Source organism: Pseudomonas sp. B707 (assembly GCF_022496685.1).
Classification (GTDB): Bacteria; Pseudomonadota; Gammaproteobacteria; order Pseudomonadales; family Pseudomonadaceae; genus Aquipseudomonas; species Aquipseudomonas paraglycinae.
Map to the genome: position 1 here is coordinate 66,455 of NZ_WTVE01000032.1, position 25,453 is coordinate 91,907.

Annotated in this window: 23 protein-coding genes; 10 read left to right on the top strand and 13 right to left on the bottom strand. The window is 61.2% G+C overall.

Annotated elements, in window-relative coordinates; translation table 11 throughout:
- The first annotated feature begins 64 nt into the window (after positions 1-64).
- Entirely contained in the window at positions 65-1,681 is a 1,617-nt protein-coding gene (locus tag GQX66_RS21455; RefSeq protein ID WP_240871223.1) for an EAL domain-containing protein, read from the top strand.
- Here the strand turns inward: GQX66_RS21455 and GQX66_RS21460 are convergent.
- Positions 1,678-3,468 carry a KinB sensor domain-containing domain gene (locus tag GQX66_RS21460; protein ID WP_240871228.1) on the bottom strand — a complete coding sequence of 597 codons (1,791 nt, stop codon included), beginning with the start codon at positions 3,466-3,468 and terminating at the stop codon, positions 1,678-1,680. The two genes, GQX66_RS21455 and GQX66_RS21460, sit on opposite strands and share 4 nt — an antisense overlap.
- Before the next feature lie 10 nt (positions 3,469-3,478).
- Positions 3,479-4,825 (bottom strand): sigma-54-dependent response regulator transcription factor AlgB, encoded by a 1,347-nt coding sequence (gene algB, locus GQX66_RS21465; protein ID WP_007954049.1) that lies wholly within the window; start codon positions 4,823-4,825, stop codon positions 3,479-3,481.
- A 427-nt stretch (positions 4,826-5,252) separates the two neighbouring features.
- On the opposite strand from algB, the gene GQX66_RS21470 reads away from it, so the two are divergent.
- The 5 genes from GQX66_RS21470 to GQX66_RS21490 all read left to right on the top strand — a co-directional run bounded on the left by GQX66_RS21470 (position 5,253) and on the right by GQX66_RS21490 (position 9,696).
- The gene (locus GQX66_RS21470; RefSeq protein ID WP_011331770.1) at positions 5,253-5,537 is read left to right on the top strand and encodes a hypothetical protein; all 285 of its coding nucleotides are present in this window, start codon (positions 5,253-5,255) and stop codon (positions 5,535-5,537) included.
- A gap of 67 nt (positions 5,538-5,604) precedes the next feature.
- Entirely contained in the window at positions 5,605-5,769 is a 165-nt protein-coding gene (locus GQX66_RS21475) for a DUF1328 domain-containing protein (protein ID WP_003177151.1), read from the top strand.
- A gap of 2 nt (positions 5,770-5,771) precedes the next feature.
- Entirely contained in the window at positions 5,772-6,236 is a 465-nt protein-coding gene (locus GQX66_RS21480) for an inhibitor of vertebrate lysozyme family protein (protein ID WP_085748037.1), read from the top strand.
- Between the two features lie 697 nt (positions 6,237-6,933).
- Complete coding sequence (gltP, locus tag GQX66_RS21485) at positions 6,934-8,265, top strand: glutamate/aspartate:proton symporter GltP (RefSeq protein WP_064379587.1); 1,332 nt, start codon at positions 6,934-6,936, stop codon at positions 8,263-8,265.
- Between the two features lie 201 nt (positions 8,266-8,466).
- Positions 8,467-9,696: a spore maturation protein gene (locus GQX66_RS21490; protein WP_240871231.1), complete on the top strand. Its 1,230-nt coding sequence runs from the start codon at positions 8,467-8,469 to the stop codon at positions 9,694-9,696.
- Between the two features lie 3 nt (positions 9,697-9,699).
- On the opposite strand, the gene GQX66_RS21495 is transcribed toward GQX66_RS21490, so the two are convergent.
- The 9 genes from GQX66_RS21495 to GQX66_RS21535 form a co-directional block, all read right to left on the bottom strand.
- Positions 9,700-10,326 (bottom strand): ABC-type transport auxiliary lipoprotein family protein, encoded by a 627-nt coding sequence (locus GQX66_RS21495; protein WP_085748036.1) that lies wholly within the window; start codon positions 10,324-10,326, stop codon positions 9,700-9,702.
- On the bottom strand, positions 10,323-11,261 hold the full coding sequence (locus GQX66_RS21500; RefSeq protein WP_240871234.1) for an MlaD family protein: 939 nt from the start codon (positions 11,259-11,261) through the stop codon (positions 10,323-10,325). Before GQX66_RS21500 ends, GQX66_RS21495 begins: the two co-directional genes overlap by 4 nt.
- 1 nt (position 11,262) lies before the next feature.
- Positions 11,263-12,066 (bottom strand): ATP-binding cassette domain-containing protein, encoded by an 804-nt coding sequence (locus tag GQX66_RS21505; protein ID WP_102688229.1) that lies wholly within the window; start codon positions 12,064-12,066, stop codon positions 11,263-11,265.
- Entirely contained in the window at positions 12,063-13,211 is a 1,149-nt protein-coding gene (locus GQX66_RS21510; RefSeq protein WP_102718832.1) for an ABC transporter permease, read from the bottom strand. The genes GQX66_RS21505 and GQX66_RS21510 overlap by 4 nt, the downstream gene beginning before the upstream one ends.
- A 55-nt stretch (positions 13,212-13,266) precedes the next feature.
- A complete protein-coding gene (locus tag GQX66_RS21515) occupies positions 13,267-14,295 on the bottom strand; it encodes a DUF5924 family protein (RefSeq protein WP_240871236.1) in 1,029 nt (342 codons plus the stop codon).
- 76 nt (positions 14,296-14,371) lie between these two features.
- A complete protein-coding gene (locus GQX66_RS21520; protein WP_240871238.1) occupies positions 14,372-15,763 on the bottom strand; it encodes an insulinase family protein in 1,392 nt (463 codons plus the stop codon).
- A 94-nt stretch (positions 15,764-15,857) separates the two neighbouring features.
- Positions 15,858-17,516 (bottom strand): Na/Pi cotransporter family protein, encoded by a 1,659-nt coding sequence (locus GQX66_RS21525; protein WP_102688228.1) that lies wholly within the window; start codon positions 17,514-17,516, stop codon positions 15,858-15,860.
- A 214-nt stretch (positions 17,517-17,730) separates the two neighbouring features.
- A complete protein-coding gene (locus tag GQX66_RS21530) occupies positions 17,731-18,498 on the bottom strand; it encodes a TerC family protein (RefSeq protein ID WP_007954068.1) in 768 nt (255 codons plus the stop codon).
- A gap of 71 nt (positions 18,499-18,569) precedes the next feature.
- On the bottom strand, positions 18,570-19,877 hold the full coding sequence (locus tag GQX66_RS21535) for a CitMHS family transporter (protein ID WP_007954069.1): 1,308 nt from the start codon (positions 19,875-19,877) through the stop codon (positions 18,570-18,572).
- A gap of 323 nt (positions 19,878-20,200) precedes the next feature.
- Here GQX66_RS21535 and GQX66_RS21540 point away from each other — a divergent pair, with 323 nt between their 5' ends.
- Positions 20,201-20,602, top strand: a complete 402-nt coding sequence (locus tag GQX66_RS21540; RefSeq protein WP_085748030.1) for a GFA family protein — start codon at positions 20,201-20,203, stop codon at positions 20,600-20,602.
- On the opposite strand, the gene GQX66_RS21545 is transcribed toward GQX66_RS21540, so the two are convergent.
- A complete protein-coding gene (locus GQX66_RS21545) occupies positions 20,603-20,929 on the bottom strand; it encodes a DOPA 4,5-dioxygenase family protein (protein WP_114880871.1) in 327 nt (108 codons plus the stop codon).
- Between the two features lie 84 nt (positions 20,930-21,013).
- On the opposite strand from GQX66_RS21545, the gene GQX66_RS21550 reads away from it, so the two are divergent.
- On the top strand, positions 21,014-21,673 hold the full coding sequence (locus GQX66_RS21550) for an NAD(P)H-binding protein (protein ID WP_240871253.1): 660 nt from the start codon (positions 21,014-21,016) through the stop codon (positions 21,671-21,673).
- Between the two features lie 4 nt (positions 21,674-21,677).
- Here GQX66_RS21550 and GQX66_RS21555 read toward each other — a convergent pair whose 3' ends face one another.
- Positions 21,678-22,628 (bottom strand): LysR family transcriptional regulator, encoded by a 951-nt coding sequence (locus GQX66_RS21555; RefSeq protein WP_102688224.1) that lies wholly within the window; start codon positions 22,626-22,628, stop codon positions 21,678-21,680.
- A 114-nt stretch (positions 22,629-22,742) separates the two neighbouring features.
- Between GQX66_RS21555 and betC the strand changes: the two genes are divergently transcribed.
- Both betC and choX read left to right on the top strand, forming a co-directional pair.
- A complete protein-coding gene (betC, locus tag GQX66_RS21560) occupies positions 22,743-24,257 on the top strand; it encodes a choline-sulfatase (RefSeq protein WP_240871261.1) in 1,515 nt (504 codons plus the stop codon).
- Positions 24,258-24,273: 16 nt separating this feature from the next.
- A complete protein-coding gene (gene choX, locus GQX66_RS21565; protein ID WP_240871263.1) occupies positions 24,274-25,191 on the top strand; it encodes a choline ABC transporter substrate-binding protein in 918 nt (305 codons plus the stop codon).
- The last annotated feature ends 262 nt before the right edge of the window (positions 25,192-25,453 follow it).

Consider the following 25,453-nt stretch of genomic DNA (forward strand, 5'->3'; position numbering starts at 1 on the left):
GCCCGACGGTCAGGGCGAAAACGCAATCAGCAGCTATAACTCATTGGTAATTCTTCGGATATCCATGATGGTTGCTACCCGAGAGACGCTGCGTAGCTGGTTTTATCGCCCCTGGTTTCTGGCGATGATCGCGGCTGTCCTCAGTGCGAGCCTGCTGATTACCGGCGGTCTGTTCGTGGCCATGCGCCAGGTCGAACAAAGCGAAAGCCAGGAAATGAACGCCCAGGGCGAGCGCTTCCTGGCGCGTCTGGAGCAACTGTTCGGCCAGTTGCGCGAAAGCCTCGACGACCTCGAAGCCCAGCCCTTGCGCAGCTGCGACGACGAAATGATCGCGACGTTGCAGCAAGTGACGTTCAACTACCGCTTCGTCTATGAAGCGGCCTACATGGACGCCACGCGGATCTGCTCCAACCGTCCGCGCCAGGAAGGCCTGTCGGTGGTCCGTCCTCCGGACATCAAGGGCCCGACCTACAGCTACTGGCTGAACACCACCACCGAACCCGATGAAAACCGCGCAGCGCTGATGCTCGGGCGCGGCAACTTTCGCGTAGCCACCTCGCGCGGACATCTCACCGACATGGTCGACCTGTTGCCCGGCAGCAGCCTGTTGGTAGTGCTGGATCACGGGACCCGGGCGATTCCGGTGCTCGGCGTTCCACAGGTCTGGCCGCCCACCGAGCCCTGGCCGCCGAAAACCCCGAACGCACTGCAAGTCACCCAGTCACACCTGATCTACCGCATGCCCACTGACAACCCGGAATACCAACTGGTGCTGATCAGCCCGCGCACGGGCATGCACATTCCGGAGCTCTGGTGGTGGATGGTGCCTTTCTGTCTGGTGCTCGGTGCGCTGGTGGGCGTTCTGGTGTTCTGGGTCGTGCGCCAGCGCCAGTCGCTCGACGCCGAGCTGCACGGCGCCATCCGCCGTGGCGAGTTGCAGGTGCTTTATCAGCCGATCTTCGATCTCGACAGCCGCAACTGCGTCGGTGCCGAAGCCTTGCTGCGCTGGCGCCGGCCGGACGGCACGCTGACCAGCCCCGACCTGTTCATCCCGATGGCCGAGAACACCGGACAGATTCGCCAGATGACCGACTTCGTCCTGCAACGCCTGCTCGAGCAGTTGGGTCAGTTGCTGCGGGCCAATCCGCAGCTGTACATCTCGGTGAACCTGGCCGCCTGCGACGTGATGGTGCCGCGCATCGGCCAGGTCATGGCGCGGCTGCTGACCCTGCATCGGGTGGCGGCGCGGCAGATTGCTTTCGAGGTGACCGAGCGCGGCCTGATCGATGTGGTGGTAGCCCGGGAAAACCTGCAGGCGCTGCGCGATGTCGGGCATCAGGTGCTGATCGACGATTTCGGCACCGGCTATTGCAGCCTGGCCTATTTGCAAACCCTGCCGGTGGATTGCCTGAAGATCGACAAGGCCTTCATCGACGCCCTCGGCCATGACGCCGCCAGCAGCGGCGTCGCGCCGCACATCATTCACATGGCCCAGGCGCTGGACCTGAAGGTGATCGCCGAAGGGATCGAATATGAATCCCAGGCCGAGCTGCTGAGCAGCGAAGGTGTGAAGTTCGGTCAAGGCTGGCTGTTCGCCCACGCCTTGAGCGCGGTGCAGTTCATTGAACTGATCACTCGTGGACGGCGGCTCGCCGGCCGCCGGATCGACGACGAAGCCTAGACCGCCAGCGCCATGTAGAACTGCGTGCCCTGCCCCGGCCGCGAGTAAACGCCCATCCGCCCACCGTGCAACTGCACAATTTCCTTGCACAGCGCCAGACCCAGCCCGGCTCCGCCCTTCTTGCGCCCGACTTGAACGAACGGTTCGAAGATCCGCCCTTGTTGACCGTAGGCAATCCCTTCGCCGTTGTCTTCGACGCTGATGATCACCCGTTCGCCATGGCGCCGGGCCTGCAAGCGGATCAGACCGTCGCGCGCCGTGTGGCGCAAGGCGTTGTCGATCAGGTTGTCGAGGACTCGATCGAGCTGCGCCTGATCCGCCTGCAAGCGTGGCAGCGGGCCTTGGGCTTCGACCTTCAAGGCAACGCCCTTCTGCGCCGCCGAATCGGCGAAACGCAAACGCGCCTGCTCCAGCAGATCCTCGATGGAGCACGGCGCCAGCGTGAGCTTCTGCAAACCGCTCTGATAACGCGAAAAGTTGAGCAGATCGTTGATCAACTGCATCAGGCGCTGCATTTCTTCATTGACCGTGTCGAGCAGGTCGGACTCGCGCGACTCCGGAGGAAACTTAGCCCGCTCGCGGAACAGCCCGAAAGCCATGTGCATGCCCGTGACCGGTGTGCGCAATTCGTGAGACGCGCGCAGCACGAACTCGCTGCGCACCCGTTCGAAGGCGCGCTGCTCGGTGACGTCATGCAAAACCATCACGGCGCCTAGGATATGCCCCTGGGTATGGCTGACCGGCGTAAGGCTGTAGGTCAGCAGGCGCGACTCGCCATCGACCTCGATGCTCAAGTCTTCCGGCGCCCGCTCGAGGGTGCCGCCGCGCAATACCAATTGAAGTTGTGCATCCAGCTCCGGACGTTGAAGCGCTGTGCCCAGGCCCTCGCCGAAACGGTCGCTTTCCCAGCCCAATTGTCGCTGGGCCACCGGGTTCAAGTGTTCCAGACGACCCTGACGGTCGATCATCAGCAAACCATCATCGATGCTGTCGAGTACCGCTTGCAGGCGCTGCTGGCCAGCGAGCAGTTCGTCGACATTGGTCGCCTGATGCTCGCGCAGGGCTTCGGCCATCAGCCCGAAGCGGCGCGTCAACAGATTGATCTCCATCGCCGAGGACACCGGCAGGGTCACTTCGAAATTGCCCTGGCCGATATTGTCCGCCGCTTTGGCCAACGCTTCGATCGGCGCACCAAAACGCCGCGCAATGCCCTGGGCGGTAACGAAACCAATGATCAGCACTGCCAGCCCCACCAGCCCGAGCAGGCCGGAAATCAGCAGCGCCCGGTCACGGGCAGCGTGCTGGACAGCGTTGATGTTATCCAGCGCGTGCTTGTGCTCGGTGATCAAACCGTTACGCAGGGTGTTGAATCGTTCGCGCAAGTCGCCACTACCACTCAGGGCGGCGCCCGGATCGCGGGAGATATCGAACGCCTCAAGGAAGGTCAGGTAATCGCTCTTCGCCTGACTGAATCCATATTGGCGATTGTCGTTTTTCTGCTCTTGGGCGATACCCTCGTCGAGCAATTCGAAATAGCGTTGTTTGGATGCTTCGAACGCCACGGGATCGGGTTTCTCGGCAAGCATCATGATCAGTTGATCGCCAAGCGTCTGCCGCAGCTTGAGCCCCAGATCGAGGGTGACGAAGTTGTTGCGGATCAGCGCCTCCTGAGTCCCGGCCATCTGCATCACGCTGACCAGCCCGAGCATCAGCCCGAGCAAGGCCACGGTGATCAGCGCGGAAATGCTCAGGAACAAGCGAGTCCGCAACTTCATCGCCAGTTTCATCGGCGGATGCTCACAGGTTGTACTGCTTGCGCTTGCGATACAGGGTCGAGGCGTCGATCCCCAGAGTCTTGGCGGCCTGATCGAGAGTGCCGGCAGTCGCCAGTACTGCGCCGATGTGGGCTTTCTCCAGCTCATCGAGGCTCAGCGCGGCGCCAACCCGTGGCGCGTTGTTCGCCGGTTGTTCGGCCATGCCGAGGTGGCTGATTTCCACACGCTCCTGCGGGCAGATGATGCTCGCCCGCTCGACCACGTTGCGCAGCTCACGGATGTTGCCGGGCCAGCGATAACCCAACAGTGCTTCGCGAGCCTCGTCGCTGAAACCCCGGGCCGGGCGCGCGTATTCCTTCACAAAGCGAGCGAGGAAACGGTCGGCCAGGGTCAGGATGTCTTCGGCCCGCTCGCGCAGCGGCGGCAGATGCAGGGTGATGACGTTCAGGCGATAGAGCAGGTCCTCACGGAAACGCCCGTCGCGCACCATGTCTTCAAGATTGAGGTTGGTGGCGGCGAGAATACGCACATCGGCGCGGCGGGTGACCGGATCCCCTACCCGCTCGTATTCCTTGTCTTGGATGAAACGCAGCAACTTGGGTTGCAACGTCAGCGGAAAATCGCCGATCTCGTCGAGAAACAGCGTGCCGCCATCGGCTTGGTTAACCCGACCCAGCGTGCTTTCGCTGGCCCCGGTGAACGCGCCACGACTGTGACCGAACAGCTCGCTTTCCATCAGTTCGGCGGTCAGCGACGGGCAATTGATGGTGACGCAGGATTTCTTCTCGCGCTTGCTCCAGCCGTGAATGGCTCGGGCCAGTTCACCTTTACCGGTGCCGGACTCGCCGAGGATCAGAATATTGGCGTCGGTGCCCGCCACTTGCCGCGCGGTTTCCAGTACGACCTTCATCGCCGGGCTGTGGGAATCGAGACCGTCCTTGGGTTTGCGGATCTCGCCTTCGAGGGCTTCCAGACGCGCCGACAGCTGGCGCACTTCAAGCTGCTTGGCGGTCGCAAGGCGCAATTGATCCGGGCTGCACGGTTTGACCAGATAATCGGCAGCGCCGGCCTGAATCGCGTCTACCGCGGTATCGACAGCCGAATGCGCGGTGACGATCACCACCCGCATCCACGGCGCCTGAATGCGCATCTGCGCCAATACATCCAGGCCGTTGTCTTCACCCAGGCGCAAATCAAGGAAGCACAGGTCGAACACCTGGCGTTGCAGCAGCGCGTCAGCCTGAGCCGCGCTGTTGGCGGTGGCGACGGTATAACCTTCGTCTTCGAGGCAATAACGAAAGGTTCGCAGGATGGCGGATTCATCGTCCACCAGCAGAATGCGGCCTTGGTGCTCAGTGGCTGATTCCATTTTTCCTACGCTCCATAAGTGAATGTCTTGGGTTAGTCCCGGAAAAATCGGGCAAGTTGCATGGTTGATTCTGATCGATTCCAGTCATAGCAGGGTAGCTCTCTCCTGCCCTAACGGCTAATCCACTGATTTCATTGGTTTTTTAAACATCGCACAGTTTCAGGTCGGTTTCCTGCCTACTTTTCTGACATCCGTACCCTGTCCTCAATTCAAAAATAATGATTTCTCCTACGAAATAATCGTGCATTACGCACGACCCTATGCGGACCATCGTGCAGGATGCGTCGTCAGGAATTTTCACACCGTTTGTAACTAGCTGATTTTATTGGTTTTTTTCAAACAAAAAAGCTGGCACGCAGGCTGCAATACCTCTTTCAGCCCGGGCAGATATGCACTGCCCCAATCGAACAAGAGTGAGGAACCCAGGATGACTCGCCCACGTGCCGCCCAAATGCGTATCTCGCCACTGCACTTGCAGCAGGCCCTGTTTGGCGCACTTGCGCTGCTGATCACTTTGATCGCCTGCCAGCAATACCTGCGCTGGGAGCACAGTCAGCAACCTGAGCCTTTGATCTCGATGCAACACGCGACGCAGACGCACTTCAGCGCCGTCAGCAGCAGCCAGGCCGACAACGGCGCGATGCGCATGATGGACGTCGACCAGCCACAGCCACTGGGCGACATGCCCCGTGAAGAACGCTGGGTTTTCTGATCAACGAATCTGGGCGTCCCCGCGCCGAGACCGGCAACATCCCTAAATAGAAGCAAGGAGAATCACCATGTTGAGCTGGGCAATCACATTCCTGATCATTGCCATCATCGCTGCAGTACTGGGCTTCGGTGGTATCGCGGGCACCGCCACGGGTATCGCCAAGATTCTCTTTGTCGTGTTCCTGGTGATGTTCATCGCTTCCTTCTTCTTTGGCCGTCGCGGTCGAGGTTGAACATGAAGGGTTTAAAGACACTGGCAGCCGCCCTGCTCCTGGGCGGTAGTGCCATGGCGATGGCGGCCAATGACGGCCAGGCGCGGGTCAACGAACTGTTGAGTTCCGACCCGCAATACAGGGAAACCTGGGAAGGTGTGGTGAAGAAGGAAGAACGCCTGCCGGAATGGGTGATGAACCTGTCCGGTACGCCTGACCAGCAGATGAATGCCGTAACCGAAGATGGCGACAAGTATCTGGTCGGCCCGCTCTGCGAATCCGCAGACAAGTGCATGAACCATCGCTTGATCGTCGCGTTCAGTTTCGACAAGAAAGACGCTTACGCCATGCTTGTGGATGTGCCTGAAGGGCTGCCGGCAGACAAGTCGCCCACGCGACATGCCACTTACCGCTTCCTCGGCAAACCCGATCAGGGCATGCAGGATCTTCTGATGGAAACGCTGAAGAAAGATCCGAACTGGTATTGAACACGAGGGCAGCCGAAAGGCTGTCCTCCATTGCGTCGGCCCGAGGAAGGCCGGTGCATGACCAAGGGGCCGGGATGTTCTGACTGTTGCAGGGTCGGAGTGACCTACGGGTACAGGGAGTGCCTGCGATGAGGGCCGGGTCAGGGTAAAAGCTGCGACGCAAGTTCGCCAACCGAAGCGGTTTGACGGACTTGCGCTGAGCTTTCAACACGACAAAATGTTGATCCAGAGCGTCCTGCTCTTCATTTTTATCGCCCACACTGCGTGCTAAAGCATTTCGCGGTGTTTCGTCGCGACCGTATATCGAGAAAGAGTCGATCCACCAAGTCGGACATTTAGTTTCCGAACGTAGGCTTTTTCCCAAATTTTTCGTCGAAATCACTCGTTCAAAAAATAACCAACCTACGCTGTAATGGCCGGTTCACGGCACTTATGCCTGCCGAAATGTCGTATTCGAACCGGTTGGGACGCCAGTTTCATTTAAAAAAGCTCATGCCGATTCGGCATAGGGTAGGCGTTTACGGCATTAGACGGCGCAACCTTGCATCGGAATAGTTGCGCCTTTTTTCGCCTGCCGGAGAGCCGTAAACACGCGCTTCGGGGCACCTTATACGGAGGCAGATGCACAGACTTTTCCGCTGATGAGCGTTCCAGTTCCTGCATGTGCCTGAGTCAAACGCAAGTAAGGGTAAAGATAATGAAGAAGGCAAAGCTTAGCCTCGCCTGGCAGATCCTCATCGGTCTGGTATTGGGGATTGCAATCGGTGCGTTGCTCAACCATTTCAGTGCCGAGAAGGCCTGGTGGATCAGCAACGTCCTGCAACCGGCAGGCGATATCTTTATCCGTCTGATCAAGATGATCGTGATCCCGATCGTCATCTCTTCCCTGATCGTCGGCATCGCCGGCGTGGGCGACGCCAAGAAGCTCGGGCGCATCGGCCTGAAGACCATCATCTACTTCGAAATCGTCACTACCATCGCCATCGTCGTCGGCCTGCTGCTGGCCAACCTGTTCCATCCGGGTGCCGGCATCGACATGAGCACCCTGGGCACTGTGGACATCTCCAAGTACCAGGCGACCGCCGCCGAAGTGCAGCATGAACACGCGTTCATCGAGACCATCCTCAACCTGATCCCGTCGAACATCTTCGCGGCCATGGCCCGCGGCGAAATGCTGCCGATCATCTTCTTCTCCGTGCTGTTCGGTCTCGGTCTGTCGAGCCTGCAGTCGGACCTGCGCGAGCCGCTGGTGAAGATGTTCCAGGGCGTCTCGGAAAGCATGTTCAAAGTCACCCACATGATCATGAACTACGCCCCTATCGGCGTATTCGCACTGATCGCGGTGACCGTGGCCAACTTCGGTTTCGCCTCGCTGCTGCCGCTGGCCAAGCTGGTGATCCTGGTTTACGTCGCCATCGCCTTCTTCGCCTTCGTGATTCTGGGCCTGATCGCCAAGATGTTCGGCTTCTCGGTGATCAAGCTGATGCGCATCTTCAAGGATGAGCTGGTGCTGGCTTACTCCACCGCCTCCTCGGAAACCGTACTGCCACGCGTGATCGAGAAGATGGAAGCCTACGGCGCACCGAAAGCCATCTGCAGCTTCGTGGTACCGACCGGCTACTCGTTCAACCTCGACGGTTCGACCCTGTACCAGTCCATCGCGGCGATCTTCATTGCCCAGCTGTACGGCATTGACCTGTCGATCAGCCAGCAACTGCTGCTGGTCCTGACCCTGATGGTTACCTCCAAAGGTATCGCCGGCGTGCCGGGCGTGTCCTTCGTGGTACTGCTGGCCACTCTGGGCAGCGTGGGTATCCCGCTGGAAGGCCTGGCCTTCATCGCCGGTGTCGACCGTGTGATGGACATGGCGCGTACCGCCCTGAACGTGATCGGCAACGCCCTCGCCGTACTGGTCATCGCCCGCTGGGAAGGCATGTACGACGACGCCAAGGGCCAGCGCTACTGGAACTCGCTGCCGCACTGGCGCAGCAAGGAAAAACTGCCGGCCGGTGAAATCTCCAAAAACTGATGCAAAACCCTGTGGGAGCTGGCTTGCCAGCGATGAGGTGCGCACATTCAACATATTCGCTGAATGAACACCGCCATCGCGGGCAAGCCCGCTCCCACAGTGGTTGATGCAAGCCTTACCAACAAACCCCGGAGAAATCCGGGGTTTGTCGTTTCTGGCGACCCCGCTATCATTCGCCGCATCTTCCGGGGGATTTGACTGATGCTTAATGGCCTGTGGCTTGGCTTCTTCGTCGTGGCAGCCGTTTCGGCGCTGGGGCAATGGCTGATCGGCGGCAACGCCGGGATCTTCGCGGCGATGGTGGAAAGCATTTTTGCCATGGCCAAGCTGTCGGTCGAAGTCATGGTGCTGCTGTTCGGCACGCTGACCCTGTGGCTGGGCTTCCTGCGCATTGCCGAAAAGGCCGGCATCGTTGAATGGCTGGCCAAAGTGCTCGGGCCACTGTTCCTGCGGCTGATGCCGGAAGTTCCAGCCGGACATCCCGCGCTGGGCCTGATCACCCTGAACTTCGCCGCCAACGGTCTGGGCCTGGACAACGCCGCCACGCCGATCGGCCTTAAAGCCATGAAGGCGCTGCAAGAGCTCAACCCCAGCTCGACCATCGCCAGCAACGCGCAAATCCTGTTCCTGGTGCTCAACGCGTCGTCCCTGACTCTGTTGCCGGTGACGATCTTGATGTATCGCGCCCAGCAAGGCGCGCCGGACCCGACGCTGGTGTTCCTGCCGATCCTGCTGGCCACCAGTTGCTCGACCATCGTCGGCTTCCTGTCGGTGGCGTTCATGCAGCGCCTGCGCGTGTGGGACCCGGTGGTGCTGGCTTACCTGATTCCCGGCGCGCTGATCCTCGGCGGCTTCATGGCGTTGCTCGCGACGATGTCGGCCACGGCACTGGCGGGGCTGTCGTCGATCCTCGGCAACCTGACGCTGTTCGGCCTGATCATGCTGTTCCTGGTGATCGGCGCGTTGCGCAAAGTGAAGGTTTACGAGGCCTTCGTCGAAGGCGCCAAGGAAGGTTTCGACGTCGCCAAGAACCTGCTGCCGTATCTGGTGGCGATGCTTTGCGCGATCGGCGTATTGCGTGCATCGGGCGCACTGGATTTCGGCCTCGACGGCATCCGTCATCTGGTGGAGTGGGCAGGGTGGGACACGCGCTTCGTCGATGCGTTGCCGACCGCCATGGTCAAACCGTTCTCCGGCAGCGCCGCCCGGGCGATGCTGATCGAAACGATGAAGACCTCGGGCGTGGACAGCTTCCCGGCGCTGGTGGCGGCGACGATCCAGGGCAGCACCGAAACCACGTTCTACGTGCTGGCGGTGTACTTCGGCGCGGTGGGCATCCAGCGCGCCCGGCATGCCGTCGGTTGCGCGTTGCTGGCCGAGCTGGCGGGTGTGCTCGGCGCTATCGGCGTCTGCTACTGGTTCTTCGGTTAAGGATCAAGGCCGGGCAGGTGGGGCAACTTTCTGCCCTTGCTCCACCGCCCACGCCACCACCTTCGCGGTGAGGCGATCACTGGCCTGACCGAATCCGGCCACCACCGCCGGGACCTTCACATCACTGAGCGGCTGACGTTCTTCGAAGCGGCGACTGGCGAGAATCCGCTGGTCGTAACCGCGCACCAGCAACGCATCGACCCGCACCACCACGCTGGCCTGCGTGCCCTGATACTCGGTCTGAAACGCCTGCAGGCTGCCACCCAGTTCCAGGTCCGCCTGGAAATTGCTGTCGTCGGTGCTCAACAGCGACACCCGGCCATCGCGCTGGAAGCCATCGAGCAAGCGGTTACGCACCAGCACCGGCGCCGGATCGCTCCAGCGCGAGGCCTTGTAACTGCTGATCACATCGCCCTGAGGAATCACCGCGATGCTCGGCCGGTTCAGCGCTTCACTGGCCTGCAGTTTGTTCAGGCGCAGCGACCAGTGCTGGGTAGATGCCGAACTGGCCGAGGCGGGCGCCTGTGCCGTCGGCAGGCGATAGACATCCGACGGTTCGGACTTGGGCAGGATCGAGCACGCGCTGATCAGCGTGAAGCCGGCGAGGAGGGCGAGGCGAATCAGCTTCATGGCGTGAACTCCTTGTTCTTGTCACTGCCCAGCAGGTAACCGCTGGGGTTGGCCTCCAGGCGTTGGGAAATGGCGCGCAGCGAGTTCAGGGTTTCACGCAGTTCGCGGATCGCCGGGGCCAGGCCGTTGAGGCCCTGCATGCCGCTGTCGAGGGAGTTCTGGTTCTTGCTGAGCAGGCCGTTGATGGTGGCGCTGCTTTGCTCCAGGGACTTCATCGCCTGCTCGGCGCTGCCCAAGGCCTGCTTGCCCTGATCGTTGAGCAGGCCGTTGGCGTTGCGCATCAGCGCCGATGTCTGTTCGAGCATGTTGCCGGCCTGTTTGCCGACCGTCGCCAGTTGCTGCATGGCCTGGCGCAGGTCGCCGCGCTGATCGTTGATCGAGCCGGTGGTCTGCTCCAGATGCGCGAGAGTTTTGCTCACGCGCTCGATGTTGTCGGCGGAGAACATCTGATTGGCATTGTTCAGCAGCGTGCTGACACCGCTCATCAGGTCGTTGCTGTCATTGAGCAGCCGCGAGATGGGCGAGGGAGAGGCGACAATCGTCGGCAGATTGCCGTCATGGCCCTTGAGTTTCGGGCTTTGCGGCGTGCCTCCGCTGAGCTGGATGATCGACGTGCCGGTGATCCCGGCCAAGGCCAGTTTGGCCTCGGTGTCTTCCTTGACCGGCGTGTCGCCGGCCAGGCGAATGCGTGCCAGCACTCGACGCGGGTCCTTCGGATCAAGGCGCAGGCTGACCACATCGCCGACCTTGATCCCGCTGTACTGCACCGGGCTGCCCCGGGACAGGCCGCTGACCGCCTCGTTGAAGACGATTTCGTAATCCTTGAACTCGGTGTCGACGCTGGACTTGGCCAGCCACAGACCGAAGAGCAGGGCGCCCGCCACCACAATCACCGTGAACAGGCCGATCAATACATGATGGGCTCGGGTTTCCATGTCAGACCTCGTTGAGCTGTTTGGCGGCGTCCAGCGCCGAGCGGCCGCGAGGGCCGTGGAAGTATTCGTGAATCCACGCGTCGTCGGTTTCCGAGACCACGTCGATGGGACCGGCCACCAGCACCTTCTTCTGTGCCAGTACCGCGACGCGGTCGGTGATGGTGTAGAGCGTGTCGAGGTCGTGAGTCACCAGAAACACGCTCAGGCCCAGCGCGTCGCGCAGGGTCAGGATCAATTGGTCGAACTGCGCGGCGCCAATCGGATCGAGGCCGGCAGTGGGTTCGTCGAGAAACAGAATGTCCGGGTCCAGCGCCAGCGCCCGGGCCAGTGCCGCGCGCTTGATCATGCCGCCGGACAGCGAGGCCGGGTACTTGTCCGCCGCCGACAACGGCAGCCCGGCCAGCGCCAGCTTCACCGCCGCCAGATGTTCGGCATCGTCGCGGCTCAGGCCGGCGTGTTCGATCAGGGGCAGGGCGACATTCTCGGTGACGGTCAGCGACGAGAACAGCGCGCCTTTCTGAAACAGCACGCCAAAGCGCCGCTCGATCAGCGAACGCTCATGCTCCGGCAGGCTCGGCAGATTCTGACCGAACACCTTGACCATGCCTTCGCTGGGCCGGCGCAAGCCGACGATGCTGCGCAGCAACACCGATTTGCCGCTGCCGGAGCCGCCGACCACGGCCAGGATCTCGCCTTTGTACAAGTCCAGGTCGAGGTTCTCGTGCACGCTCTGGCGGCCGAAGCGATTGCATAGGCCACGGACTTCGATCACCGCCTCGGAGGGCGCGCGGGGTAGACGACTCACCAGCCCATCTCCATGAAAAACAGCGCAGCGACCGCGTCGAGCACGATCACCACGAAAATCGATTGCACCACGCTAGAGGTGGTGTGGGCGCCGACCGATTCGGCGCTGCCGCTGACCTTGAAGCCTTCCAGACAGCCGATGGCGGCAATCAGGAACGCGAAGATCGGGGCTTTGACCAGGCCCACCAGGAAATGTTGAATCCCTATGTCGCTTTGTAGCAGCGACAGGAACATCGCCGGCGAGATATCCAGCGACACCGCGCAGACCACCGCGCCGCCGACGATCCCGCAGATCATCGCCAGAAAGGTCAGCATCGGCAGCGCTACCAGCAGCGCCAGTACCCGGGGCACAACCAGCAATTCCATGGGATCGAGGCCGAGGGTGCGAATGGCGTCGATTTCCTCGTTGGCCTTCATCGAGCCGATCTGCGCGGTAAAGGCACTGGCGGTGCGGCCGGCCATCAGAATCGCCGTGAGCAGCACGCCGAACTCACGCAGAAAGGCGAAGCCCACCAGATCCACGGTGAACACGCTGGCACCGAAACTGGCCAGAACCGTCGCCCCGAGGAACGCCACCACCGCACCCACCAGAAAGGTCAATAACGCCACGATGGGCGCAGCGTCGAGGCCGGTCTGTTCGATGTGCGCAATCATCGGCGTGATCCGCCAGCGCTTGGGCCGGAACAGGCTGCGGGCGATGGTTTCGAGGATCAGGCCGACGAAACCGAGCAGCTGCAAAGTGTCCTGCCAGACCGTATCAACGGCCCGGCCGATGCGCGTCAGCAATTGCACGCTGACGCTGATTTCCGGTTCCTTGATCGGCACGCAGAAGTCGGTCAGCGAGCGATACACGGTTTGCAGCAAGGCGCGGTCGGCGCTGGAAATCGTGCAGTCGGGGTGTTCGGCGGACTTGCTCAGCCGCTCGGAGCCGAGCAGTTCCACCAGCAGCGACGCACCGGCGGTGTCGAGGGCGCCGAGGCCGTTGAGGTCGATGGGGGTGTTGGCGTCGTACTGGCCGTGGAGCGTTTCGCTCAGTTGCTTGAGGTCGGCGTAATGGGCAAGCGTCCAGTCCCCGGTGACCCGCAGGCGGGCAGGGGTGATCGAGGTGTCCAGGCGGGCACTGCCGGTCATTGGGCTGCTGGTCATAAGCTCCGTGCTTGTTCGGCTTTTGAGACGAACCTACGTAATAGCACGAACACGGTTACTTTTCTTTGGTCGGTGTGCTGTCCGTGACTTCGAAGCGCAGCACGCCAATCACCTGACCGTCCTCGGTCAACACCCGCACCTGCCACTTGCCTGCCGGGTTGCCGGGGAAATTCTGTTTGTGAGTCCAGGCCCGGTAGCCCTCCTTGCGCCCGCCGTGGATGTCGAGGGCGATGCGGTCGACCTCTTTGCCGTTGAATTGCCAGACGTGATAAATCCGCTCATCAAGCCCGCGCGGCGCGTTGATCGCGGTGTAGGCATAGAGCCCGCCGCCACGGATCTGTTCGGCGCTGACTTCCTTGAGGCTGGCGCCCGGAACCCGGTCCTGCACCTGAGTGCTGATCGCCACGTCGGTCATCCACAGCGTCGCCGGCGGCACCCACGAACGCAGGACCCAACCGACGCCACCGATGCCGACCGTGATACACAGGATCGCCAGCGCGTTGCGCACGGTGCGGATCGGGAAGATCGACGCCAGGCTCGGGAACGACAACACCACCGCAATCCCCAGCGCCCATTTGAAGCTCTGCGAGGTGGTCAGGTGCATGATCACCGGCAGCGCTGTGAGCAGGGCGGCGAACAGGGTCAGGGTGTGCAGCGCGAGGAACGCCCAGCGCCGTGGCGCCAGCCACTTGTAGTAGAGCGGGTCGACGATCGTGATCAGCGCCGCGATGCACAACAGCCCGGTGAAAAACAGCTGGCCACTGTTCCAGGTGGTGGTGATGAAGAAGAACGGCAGGACGAAAAACAGGCTTTCCTGGTGGATCATCTGCGTCGCATAACGCAGCAGCGGCTGGGGGATTTCCCGTTTAAAGATCCGCGTGAACAGTTTGGTCAGGCTGTTTTCCAGCATCAGCCAGATCCAGCTCAGCAGCATGATCGTGGTGATCCAGCTCGCCAGCCCCTGTTGCCGGTCGACCAGAATGAAACTGCCGACCCCGGAGATGAAACCGCCGAGCGCAATGACCCCGGGGTAGCGCTTCATCAGTTCGAGAATGCGCTGGATCAGGAGGGTCAATTTAGACATGGGGGCGGTTCACGACTGGATAGGAAAAAAACCTCGACAGAGTACCGCCCGCCGGGCCCCGTGGCGAGGCTGCCGGTCAGTCTGGATCCACGGGCTTGCGCCGATGCAGGCGCCAGCCGAGCAGAATCAGCACCAGCACGCCCAATCCGCCCGCCAGCAGCCACAACACCTGATCGTCGCTGAGCAGCGGTTTCTCGATCCGCAGATAACCCGGTTGCAGCAACAACTCGCGCATGGCCTTGTTCGCCGCCTCCAGCGTCACGCCTTGCAGCTCCCGTGCAGGATCAGCGAAGCGCCCATCTTCGTAGTCGCCCAACGCGCTCCAGTAATAGTCGGCCATGGCGCTGGTGCCCTGCACGGCCCAGGCTTGGTGGGCGATGGCAGCTTGCTTCAAGCGATTGAACGTGTCGGCATCGAGGCCGTTTTTCAGCAGGTCGGCCTTGAGGTCTTCCAGCACTTGTTCGGCTTCGGCAATGTCGCCGCGATCCAGGTCGGCGTTGAGGCTCATGAAACCGACGCCGCCGAACACCTCGCGCTCGGCCCACGGCCCGTAGGACAAACCGTGGTTCAGGCGCAATTGGCGATACAGCGCCCACTCCAGATATTCCTTGAGCAGGTCGAAGGTTTCGTCGTACTGATCGTCCAGCACCGGCTCCGGCACCAGCCAGTGCAGCTTGGCGCTGTTGCCGATGAAACCGCGAGTGATCGTGCGTTCGTGAGCGGCGCTGGCGCGGATGTCCGGCAGCGGACGGTGTTCGCTCGGGTCGACCGCTTCCAGCGCGCCCCATGCCCGTTCCAGATAGGCCGGCAGCAATTTATCGAGGTCACCAACGACAATCAGGGTCATGTTGTTCGGCGCGTACCAGGCCTTGCGCACCTTCTCCAACTGTTCGCGGGTCAGGCCATCGACCTCGGCCCGCTGCGGGCATTTGAGGCCCAGTTCGACCGCCAGCTGATTGCTCGCGGTGTGGCCCAGGTCCTGCCGGTCAAGAAAGCGTTGCAGCCGGGTGTAATGACCGCCGTCCTCACGCTCGACCACTCGCTTGGCAGCGTTGATCGCGTTGTCGTCGAAGCGGGTCTGGGTCAGCAGGTCCAGCAGCAGGTCGAGGACCTTGCGCTGGTTTTTCGCCGGGGCTTCGATGACGAAGGTGGTGTCGGCGTTGCTGGTGAAGGCGTTCCAGTCACCACCGAGGGCCTGCATGCGCTCTTCGAGACCGCCTTCGCCGGTGGCGTCGATGCCGCTGAACAGCAAGTGTTCGAGCAGGTGCGGCAGCTCTTTTTCATTGCAGTCGAAATCGTCCAGACCAACGCCGATCACCAAGCGGATCGCCACGTGCCCACGCTCGGTGCCGGGCTTGAGCAGCAATTGCAGACCGTTGGGCAGCGCATAGCCTTCGACCTGAAAACGATCCAGGGCGAAAGCGGGCAGGGAACCGAGCAACAGACAGGCGAACAACAGGCAACGCATAACGAGCTTCCATACGGCTGAATTGGAGATCCGTGTCGTCAGTCCGGCCGCGAGGCCGAACCTTGAGTTACTGACTGACCACAACCCCAGACGTTCAAGGCGAATGCGTGATGTCCGCCATATCGTCCGCCGCCAGCGCGCCGGTATCGGAAGTTTCCAGCACCACATAGGCGCTGCTGCAGAACAGCGAGTTCAGGCGTTTCATGTCGGCAATCAACTCCAGGTGCAACGAACTGGTCTCGATACTCTGCACGATCTTGCGTTGCAATCGGCTGACATGGGCGTGGGCCAGACGTCGTTCCTGTGCGCGAAAGCGACGTTTCTCGCGCAGCAACTGGCGGGCGCTTTCCTTGTCGCCGCTGAGGAACACCGACAGCCCCAGCCGCAGGTTGGCGATCAGTTGCTGGTGCAGCCCGGCCAGTTCTTCCAGCCCGTCTTCGGAGAACGACCGGCGTTGAGAAGTCTTCTGCTGCTGCACTTTGCGCAGCATGCGTTCGATCAGGTCGCTGGCCAGTTTGAGGTTGATCGCCAGCTCGATGATCTCCGCCCAGCGCCGACTGTCCTGCTCGCCGAGATCTTCGCGGGGCATCTGCGCCAGGTACAGCTTGATCGCGCTGTACAGCGCTTCGACGTCATCGGTCAGCTTGCGCATTTCCTGAGTGATGGCGGTCTGCTTGCCGCGCAGCACGTCGAGGGTCGCGTCGAGCATGTTGTCGATCAGGTCGCCCATGCGCAGGGTTTCCCGAGCGGCGTTGGCCAGCGCCAGACTCGGCGTGACCAGCGCGGTGGCGTCGAGGTGACGCGGCTTTGCGGTGCCGTTGACCTCCGGCCGCTCCGGCAGCAGCCAGGCGCACAGCCGCGCCATCGGCCCGACGCTCGGCAGCAGGATCAGGCAACGCGCAGTGTTGTAGAGCAGGTGGAAGCCGATGACCATTTCCTGCGGGCTGAAATCCAGGCTGTCGATCCAGTGCACCAGCGGGTCGAGCACCGGAATGATCAGCAGCAGCCCGATCAGTTTGTACAGCAGGCTGCCCAGCGCAACTTGCCGGCCGGCGGCGTTCTGCATGCTGGTGCTCATGAACGCCAGCACGCCGCTGCCGATATTGGCGCCGATCACCAGACCGATAGCCACCGGCAGACTGATCACCGCAGCGCCAGCGAGCGTGGCAGTCAGCAGCACGGCGGCGAGGCTGGAATAGGAAATCATCGCGAACAACGCGCCGACCAGGGCGTCGAGCAGGATATCGCCGGTCAGCGACGCAAAAATCACCTTCACCCCTTGGGCATGGGTGATCGGCGCAGCGGCCTCGACGATCAGTTGCAGCGCCAGAATGATCAGCCCCAACCCGATGGCCACACGGCCCATCTGCCCGAGCCGCGTCTGTTTGCGCGACAGAAAGAAAATCACCCCGATAAAAATCAGCAGCGGCGACAGCCACGACAGGTCGAACGTCAGCACCCGCGCCATCAGTGCCGTACCGACGTCGGCACCCAGCATGGTCGCCAGGGCCGGGGTCAACGCCATCAGGCCCTGACCGACAAAGGACGTCACGAGCATGGCGGTGGCGTTGCTGCTCTGCACCATCGCGGTGACGACGATGCCGGCGACAAAGGCCAGCCAGCGTTTGGACATGTTCTGGCCGATCACGTGGCGCAGATTGGTGCCGTACACCCGCAGGATGCCGGTTCGGACGATGTGCGTGCCCCAGATCAGCAGGGCCACGGCAGAAAGCAGATTGAGCAGGGTGAGCATGCAGACCCCCTGTAATGGCAGCGCCCCAGAGGGGCAAGTGGACGGTACCGCGCAATTTCTACGTTCTGATACTTAAGCTGTAGTTGGCTAACGGTCTGGGCGCCAGCATTGCACAGCTAAAGCGGGGATTGAAACAAAAGTGTCATGAAAACAGGTTCATGCAGCCATGAAAAAAGGGCCCGAAGGCCCTTTGATCTGTTGCGCAGCGTTCGGGTTACTGACCCGGAATATCCTTACGCAGTTTCACCGGATCCTGCTGTTTGCGTTTTTTCGCAATGGCGGTGCGCATCTTGATGTTGATCGCTTCGACCGCCAGCGAGAACGCCATGGCGAAGTAGACGTAGCCTTTCGGTACGTGCACGTCGAACGACTCGGCAATCAGCACGGTACCGACCACCAGCAGGAACGACAGCGCGAGCATTTTCAGCGACGGGTGCTTGTCGATGAACTCGCTGATCTTGCCCGAGGCCAGCATCATCACCAGCACGGCCACGATGATCGCCGCAACCATGACCGGAACGTGGGACACCATGCCGACGGCGGTGATCACCGAGTCCAGCGAGAACACGATGTCGATGATCGCGATCTGGATGATGGTGTAGAGGAAATTGCCGCCCTTGCCGCCGGGCGTCTCGTCGCTTTCGTCTTCACCTTCCAGCGCGTGGTACATCTCCTGGGAGCTTTTCCACAGCAGGAACAGGCCACCGAAGAACAGGATCAGGTCGCGACCGGAAATGCCCTGGCCGAACACTTCGAACAGGTCGGCGGTGAGGCGCATGACCCAGGTGATCGACAGCAGCAACAGGATCCGCGTGATCATGGCCAGGCCAAGACCGAAGATCCGGGTGCGCTGCTGCATGTGTTTGGGCATGCGGCTGACCAGGATCGAAATCATGATGATGTTATCGATGCCCAGAACGATTTCCAGGGCGGTCAGGGTGAAGAAGGCAACCCAGATCTCAGGGTTGGTCAGCCATTCCATGTGTATTCCTTTGAGCGAGTGTTAAACCAGGACGCCAGCAATCAGCTGGCGTCCTGGTGAGTTTGGTGCCGTTACAACGTGCTGAACAGCGGGAAAGTCCCCAACAGCAAGGCTGCGACCAGTATGCACAGGCAGACCAGCACTGCCCACTTCAGGGTGAAACGCTGATGATCGCCGAACTCGATCCCCGCCAGTGCGACCAGCAGGTATGTCGACGGCACCAGTGGGCTCAGCAGGTGAACCGGCTGACCGACGATCGAGGCACGGGCCATTTCCACCGCGGTGATGCCGTAATGGCTGGCCGCTTCGGACAACACCGGCAACACGCCGTAGTAGAACGCATCGTTCGACATAAAGAACGTGAACGGCATGCTCACCAGCGCCGTGATCACCGCCAGGTACGGGCCGAGGAAATCAGGGATTACCGCCAGCAGGCTTTTCGACATCGCATCGACCATGCCGGTGCCCGACAGGATACCGGTGAAAATGCCTGCCGCGAAGATCAGACTGACCACCGACAGCACGCTGCCGGCGTGGGCGGCGACGCGATCCTTCTGCATTTGCAGGCAAGGGTAGTTGACGATCATGGCAATACTGAACGCCACCATGAACAGCACCGGCAGCGGCAGCAGGCCGGCGATCAGGGTGCACATCAGGGCCAGGGTCAGCAGGCCGTTGAACCAGATCAGTTTCGGACGGCGGGCATCCGGGAATTGCGAAACGCTGATTTCGCTGTGATCGATTTCGTCGCCGATCAGGTGCAGCTCACCCAGACGCGCACGCTCACGTTTGCCGTAGAAGTAGGCAATGATCAGGATCGCCACCACACCGGCAGCCATCGCCGGGATCATCGGTACGAAAATGTCCGACGGGTCCACGTGCAGCGCACTGGCGGCACGGGCGGTCGGGCCACCCCATGGGGTCATGTTCATCACGCCGCCGGCGAGGATGATCAGACCGGCCATGATCCGCGGGCTCATGCCGATGCGGCTGTACAGCGGCAGCATGGCGGCCACGCAGATCATGTAAGTGGTCGCGCCGTCACCATCGAGGGAAACGACGAGCGCCAGTACGGCGGTGCCGACCGAAACTTTCAGCGGGTCGCCCTTGACCAGTTTGAGGATCTTGCGCACGGCCGGGTCGAACAGGCCGGAGTCGATCATCAGGGCGAAATACAGAATCGCGAACATCAGCATCACGCCGGTCGGCGCAAGCTTGGTAATACCTTCGAGCATCATCGGGCCGATCTTCGGCGCAAAGCCACCGAACAAAGCGAACAGGATCGGGATGATGATCAGAGCGATCAGCGCAGACAGGCGCTTGGTCATGATCAGGAACATGAACGTGATGACCATGGCGAAGCCAAGGAAAGTCAGCATGGGAATACTCCAGGCGTAGCGCGGCTAGGTAAGTGAGCGGATCGGCGGGATCAGCGCAGAACGGGAAGCACGAGGCGTACGGGCGGAGTTGCAGCGAGGAGGCGGGTTACAGAGGACATCAGAATCACCATTGTTGTTGTTAATTGGGCCTGTCGTGCGAGCAATCACACGCGTTGGCCAACCGGTCTGTTGCCGGCAGTGGGGGCGATCCTAATCGGGGAACCTTTCAGCTACCTTTCGCGCAAGAAAGCTTTGGGCGAACGGCCAACCGGCCGTCGGATGCGGGCTAGAGTCAATGAACACGGGAAGCGGAGGGCAGGGCGATGACTGAGTTGCACGGCGGTGGCTGCCATTGCGGACATATCCGCTATCAGTTCAGCGGCGCGTTGCAGGACATCGCCCACTGTCATTGTTCGATCTGTCGAAAGGTCAGCGGTGGCATCGTCACTACCTGGATCACGCTGCCGGCGGCGAACTTCCAGTGGCTGGCGGGGACGCCTTCGCGCTATGACTCATCGACCAGTTGCGCCCGGTTCTTCTGTCCGAACTGCGGCGCACAACTGGCGCTGGTAACGTTGCTCAGTCCCGAGAGCATCGATCTGACGATTGCCACACTGGATCACCCGGAGCAGGCCGCCGCCGAGCGGCATATCTGGACCGACAGCCAGTTGCCGTGGCTGCACCTGGACGAGCATTTGCCGGGCGAGCCCGAAGAAACCATCTGATTAAAAAACAGACAGATCCAGCGGCCGCATCGCGCCCATCCAGATCGCGTGTTCGGTGTGATCGAGCAAGTCATCGCCGGTGTCCGGGTGCAGGAACACCACCAAACCCTTGCGATTGAGCGCCAGCCACGGCAGCACATCGCCGATCAACTCCGGGCCGAAGGCCAGCTGGCAGCTCCAGTCCGGGTGCGGGCCGACCGGACGTTCATGCACGCGGCCCATCTTCAGTGGGAACAATTGCGCGGCCTGCTCACACAGCGCCCGCGCCTGTTCGATCGTGCTGGCGTCGTAATAAACGTGGGCGTGATAACCCTTGATCGTCTGCATCGCAAACCCTCTGAATCGGTTCGAACCCTCGGCGTTGCCCGTATGTCACACGCCATACAAGGGAAAACAAAAGGGACCTCAGCCATGAAAAATGCCGAAACCCCGGCGGTGAAAGTGGTGCTCTATGGTGCCATGAGTAGCCTGGGCAGTGCGTTGATGGCTGAACTGCTGCGTCGCCAGCACGAAGTCATCGCGATCCTCGACGATCTGACGGCGCTCGCGCCACGGCCGGGGCTGCGCACCAAAAGCGGCGATCTGCTCGATGCCGAGCGGGTCAACCAGAGTGTCGCCGGCAGCTCGGTAGTGATCTGCCTGCTGAATGCGCCGGGCTTGCCGCTGAGCAGCGATCATGTCGAGAAATCCGTGGTGCTGGGGCCGGTGGAACAGGTGCTGGCGGTGGATGCGCTGATCGACGGACTGCAGGCGGCGAACGTCTCGCGGCTGTTTGTCATCGGCGAATTCGAAGCCCTGGACGACCCGGAAAACGCAGACCCATTGCAACGCCACGCCGCCGAAGAAGTGCGCGAAGCCCTGCAAAGCAGCCCGCTGCACTGGACGCTGGTAAACGCACCGCGCAGCGTCGCCGGGCTGACGATCGAGCATTTCAATCAGGTCGGCCGCACGCTCGAACCGGGTCTGGCCGAACCGCTGGAGCGCCTGAACCGGGTGGCGGTGGGCATTGCCGATGAGCTGCGGCTGAATTTGCATCTGCGCCAGCACGTGGATTTTGTCGCCGCCTCTTGATCCGTTACACCGCAATCGACGGCAGCGCCAGCCCGGCCAGGGATTCGGCGCTGCTCGCCTGTTCAGCCATCAGCCAATCCACGAACGTCTGGATCAACGCGCCCCGGCGTTTGCGCTGCGGCAGCACCACGTAATAACCGAGGCGCGACAGGGTGGTTTCGGCGATCGGCCGGCACAGCAGACCCTGGGTAAGCAAGTTATCCACAAGGTGCCGCCAGCCGATCGCCACACCCTGACCGCCAATCGCGGCTTGAATCAACAAGGTGTAATTGTCGAAGCGCAGCTGGCCCGGGGCTGGCGGCGTGCTGATGTTCAGTGCGCGGAAGAGACCGCTCCAATCGAACCAGTTACTGCTGTTTTCCCCGCGCAGGTGCAGCAGCGGAAACTCCATCAATGCCTGGGCCGGCAAGGGCAGGGGGCGATCCTTGAGCAGTTGCGGGCTGCACACCGGAAACACTTCTTCGCTGAACAACCAGTGACTTTCGCCCTGTTTGAAGCGACCGTCGCCGAACAGAACGGCAACGTCGATATCCGGACGCAGCATGTTGTGATTGCGTTCGCTGGTGACCAGGCTCACGTCCACCTGTGGATAAGCTTCATGAAAGCGGTGCAGGCGCGGCATCAGCCAATACGCGGCGAAAGCGAAATCGGTGGCGACCTGCAGCACTTCATGTTGCTGTTGCGTGCTGATCGCGCTCAATCCTGCGTCGATATTCTGCAAACCGAGGGTAACCTGCTCGAACAGGATCGAGCCGACCTCGGTCAGTTCGATGCCCCGGTAGATGCGATCGAACAGTCGCGTTCCGAGCTGTTCCTCCAGCCGTTTGATCTGCTGACTGATCGCCGGTTGCGTCGTGCCGAGCTCAACCGCCGCAGCGGTAAAACTGCGATGACGGGCCGCCGCCTCGAAGGCGCGCAACAGGTCCAGCGACAAAACACCGAGGGCTTCATACATAAGCTGTGCTTATCCTAGTCATTGTCCGGCGCGGGCTTTACCGGATATTGCGGGGAATCCATGCTCGATCGCAGCAATGTCGCATAAATATTCACTATGGAATGCCGCGATCACATGAAGCGCAAGAACATTCTTTTCATCATGGCCGATCAAATGGCCGCGCCAATGTTGCCGTTCTACGGCCCATCGCCGATCAAACTGCCGAATCTCAGCCGCCTCGCCGAACAAGGCGTGGTGTTCGATGCCGCCTACTGCAACAGCCCGCTGTGCGCGCCTTCGCGCTTCACCCTGGTCAGCGGCCAGTTGCCGAGCAAGATCGGCGCCTACGACAACGCCGCCGATTTCCCCGCCGACATTCCCACTTACGCGCATTACCTGCGCCGCCTCGGTTATCGCACCGCGCTGTCGGGCAAGATGCATTTCTGCGGCCCCGATCAACTGCACGGTTACGAAGAGCGCCTGACCAGCGACATCTATCCAGCCGACTACGGCTGGGCGGTGAATTGGGACGAGCCCGACGTGCGGCCGAGCTGGTATCACAACATGTCTTCGGTGTTGCAGGCCGGACCGTGCGTGCGCACCAACCAACTCGATTTCGATGAAGAGGTGGTGTTCAAGGCTCAGCAATACCTGTTCGACCATATTCGCGAGGACGGCAACCAGCCGTTCTGCCTGACCGTGTCGATGACTCACCCTCACGATCCGTACACGATTCCCAAGGCGTTCTGGGATTTGTACGACGATGCGGATATCCCGCTTCCGACGACGCCGGATCAGCATTCACTCGATCCGCACTCCCAGCGTTTGCTCAAGGTCTACGACCTGTGGGACAAGCCACTGCCTGTGGATAAAATTCGCGACGCGCGCCGTGCCTACTTCGGTGCTTGCAGCTATATCGACGCCAACGTCGGCAAACTCCTGCAAACCCTCGAAGATTGTGGACTGATGGACGACACAGTCATCGTGTTCTCCGGTGACCATGGCGACATGCTGGGAGAGAAGGGCCTCTGGTACAAAATGCACTGGTATGAAATGGCCGCGCGGGTGCCCCTGTTGATAAGTGCACCTGGTCAGTTCAAATCGGGCCGTGTCAGCGCTGCCGTCTCCACCGCCGACCTGTTGCCGACCTTCGTCGAACTGGCCGGCGGCAGCCTGGAGCCGAACCTGCCGCTGGACGGCCGCTCGTTGGTTCCGCACCTGAACGGGCAGGGCGGTCACGACGAAGTGTTCGGCGAATACATGGCCGAAGGCACTGTCAGCCCGCTGATGATGATCCGGCGTGGCGCCTACAAATTTATCTACAGCGAAACCGACCCTTGCCTACTCTTCGACGTGGATAACGATCCACGCGAGCAGGAAGAACTCAGCCAATCGCCACAACATTGCCAACTGTTCGACGATTTTCTCGCCGAAGCGCGGGCCAAGTGGGACATCCCGGCCATCCACCGCGACGTCCTCGAAAGCCAGCGCCGCCGGCGTTTCGTCGCCGAGGCGCTGACGATCGGCAAACTGAAGAGCTGGGATCACCAGCCGCTGGTGGACGCCAGTCAGCAATACATGCGCAACCACATCGACCTCGATGACCTGGAGCGCAAGGCCCGTTATCCACAACCCTGCCAAAACCAATAACGTTAAGGGGAAGTCCATGGTCAAGTTATCCACAGTCGTGACGGTCAGTCTGCTGGCACTGGGCAGCGCATCCGCGTTCGCCGAGAGCTGCGACACGGTGAAAATGGCCGACCCCGGCTGGAGCGACATCGCCGCGACCAACGCCATCACCGGGTTTCTGCTGGATGGCATGGGCTACAAGGCCAAGGTCGACACCCTCGCGGTGCCGATCACCTTTGGCGGCTTGAAGGATGGCCAGGTTGACGTGTTCCTCGGCAACTGGATGCCGGCGCAGCAGGGCTTCTACGACAAGTTCGTGGCCACCGGTGACGTCACCCAACTGGCGAAGAATCTCGACGGCACCGAATTCACCCTGGCCGTGCCGGATTACGTGTGGGATGCGGGTGTGCATAACTTTGCCGACCTGAATAAGTACGCCGATAAATTCGAGAAGAAGATCTACGGCATTGGCTCCGGTGCGCCGGCGAATATCTCGCTGCAGGAGATCATCAAGAAGAACGACTTCGACCTGGGCCAGTGGAAGCTGATCGAGTCCAGCGAACAGGCGATGCTGGCCGAAGTCTCGCGGGCGGTGAAGAAGCAGAAGTTCGTCACCTTCCTCGGCTGGACTCCGCACCCGATGAACGTGCAGCTGAAAATGCATTACCTCAAGGGTGGCGAGAAGTACTTTGGCGACACGGGCAGCGTCTACACCCTGACCCGCAAGGGCTACGCCGAGGCCTGTCCGAATGTGGGTAAATTGCTGACCAATCTTTCGTTCACTCAGGAGATGGAGAACAGCATCATGGCCGAGGTGGTGAACAAGAAGGTCAGCAATGCGGAGGCGGTGAAGGCGTGGATCAAGGCGAATCCGGCGGTGTTGGACAAGTGGCTTGATGGGGTGAAGACGGTGGATGGGAAGGATGCTTTGCCGGCCGTAAAAGCCAAGCTTTGATTGCGGTGTGCTGACGATTGGTGTTCGCTCAAGATCTTTTCCCCCTCACCCCAGCCCTCTCCCCCAAGGGGGCGAGGGAGGAAAGGGAGCCGATCTTCAAGCTTTTCAAATCCAGAGCACGACTCTGATTTTTCAGGTCAGCGTAGATGGACCATCCTCCTCGGTCAGTCCCCTCTCCCTCCGGGAGAGGGCTAGGGTGAGGGGGAAGGATTCAACTGACACACAACGACATCCGAAACCACCCTGTTACCCTTGCACCATT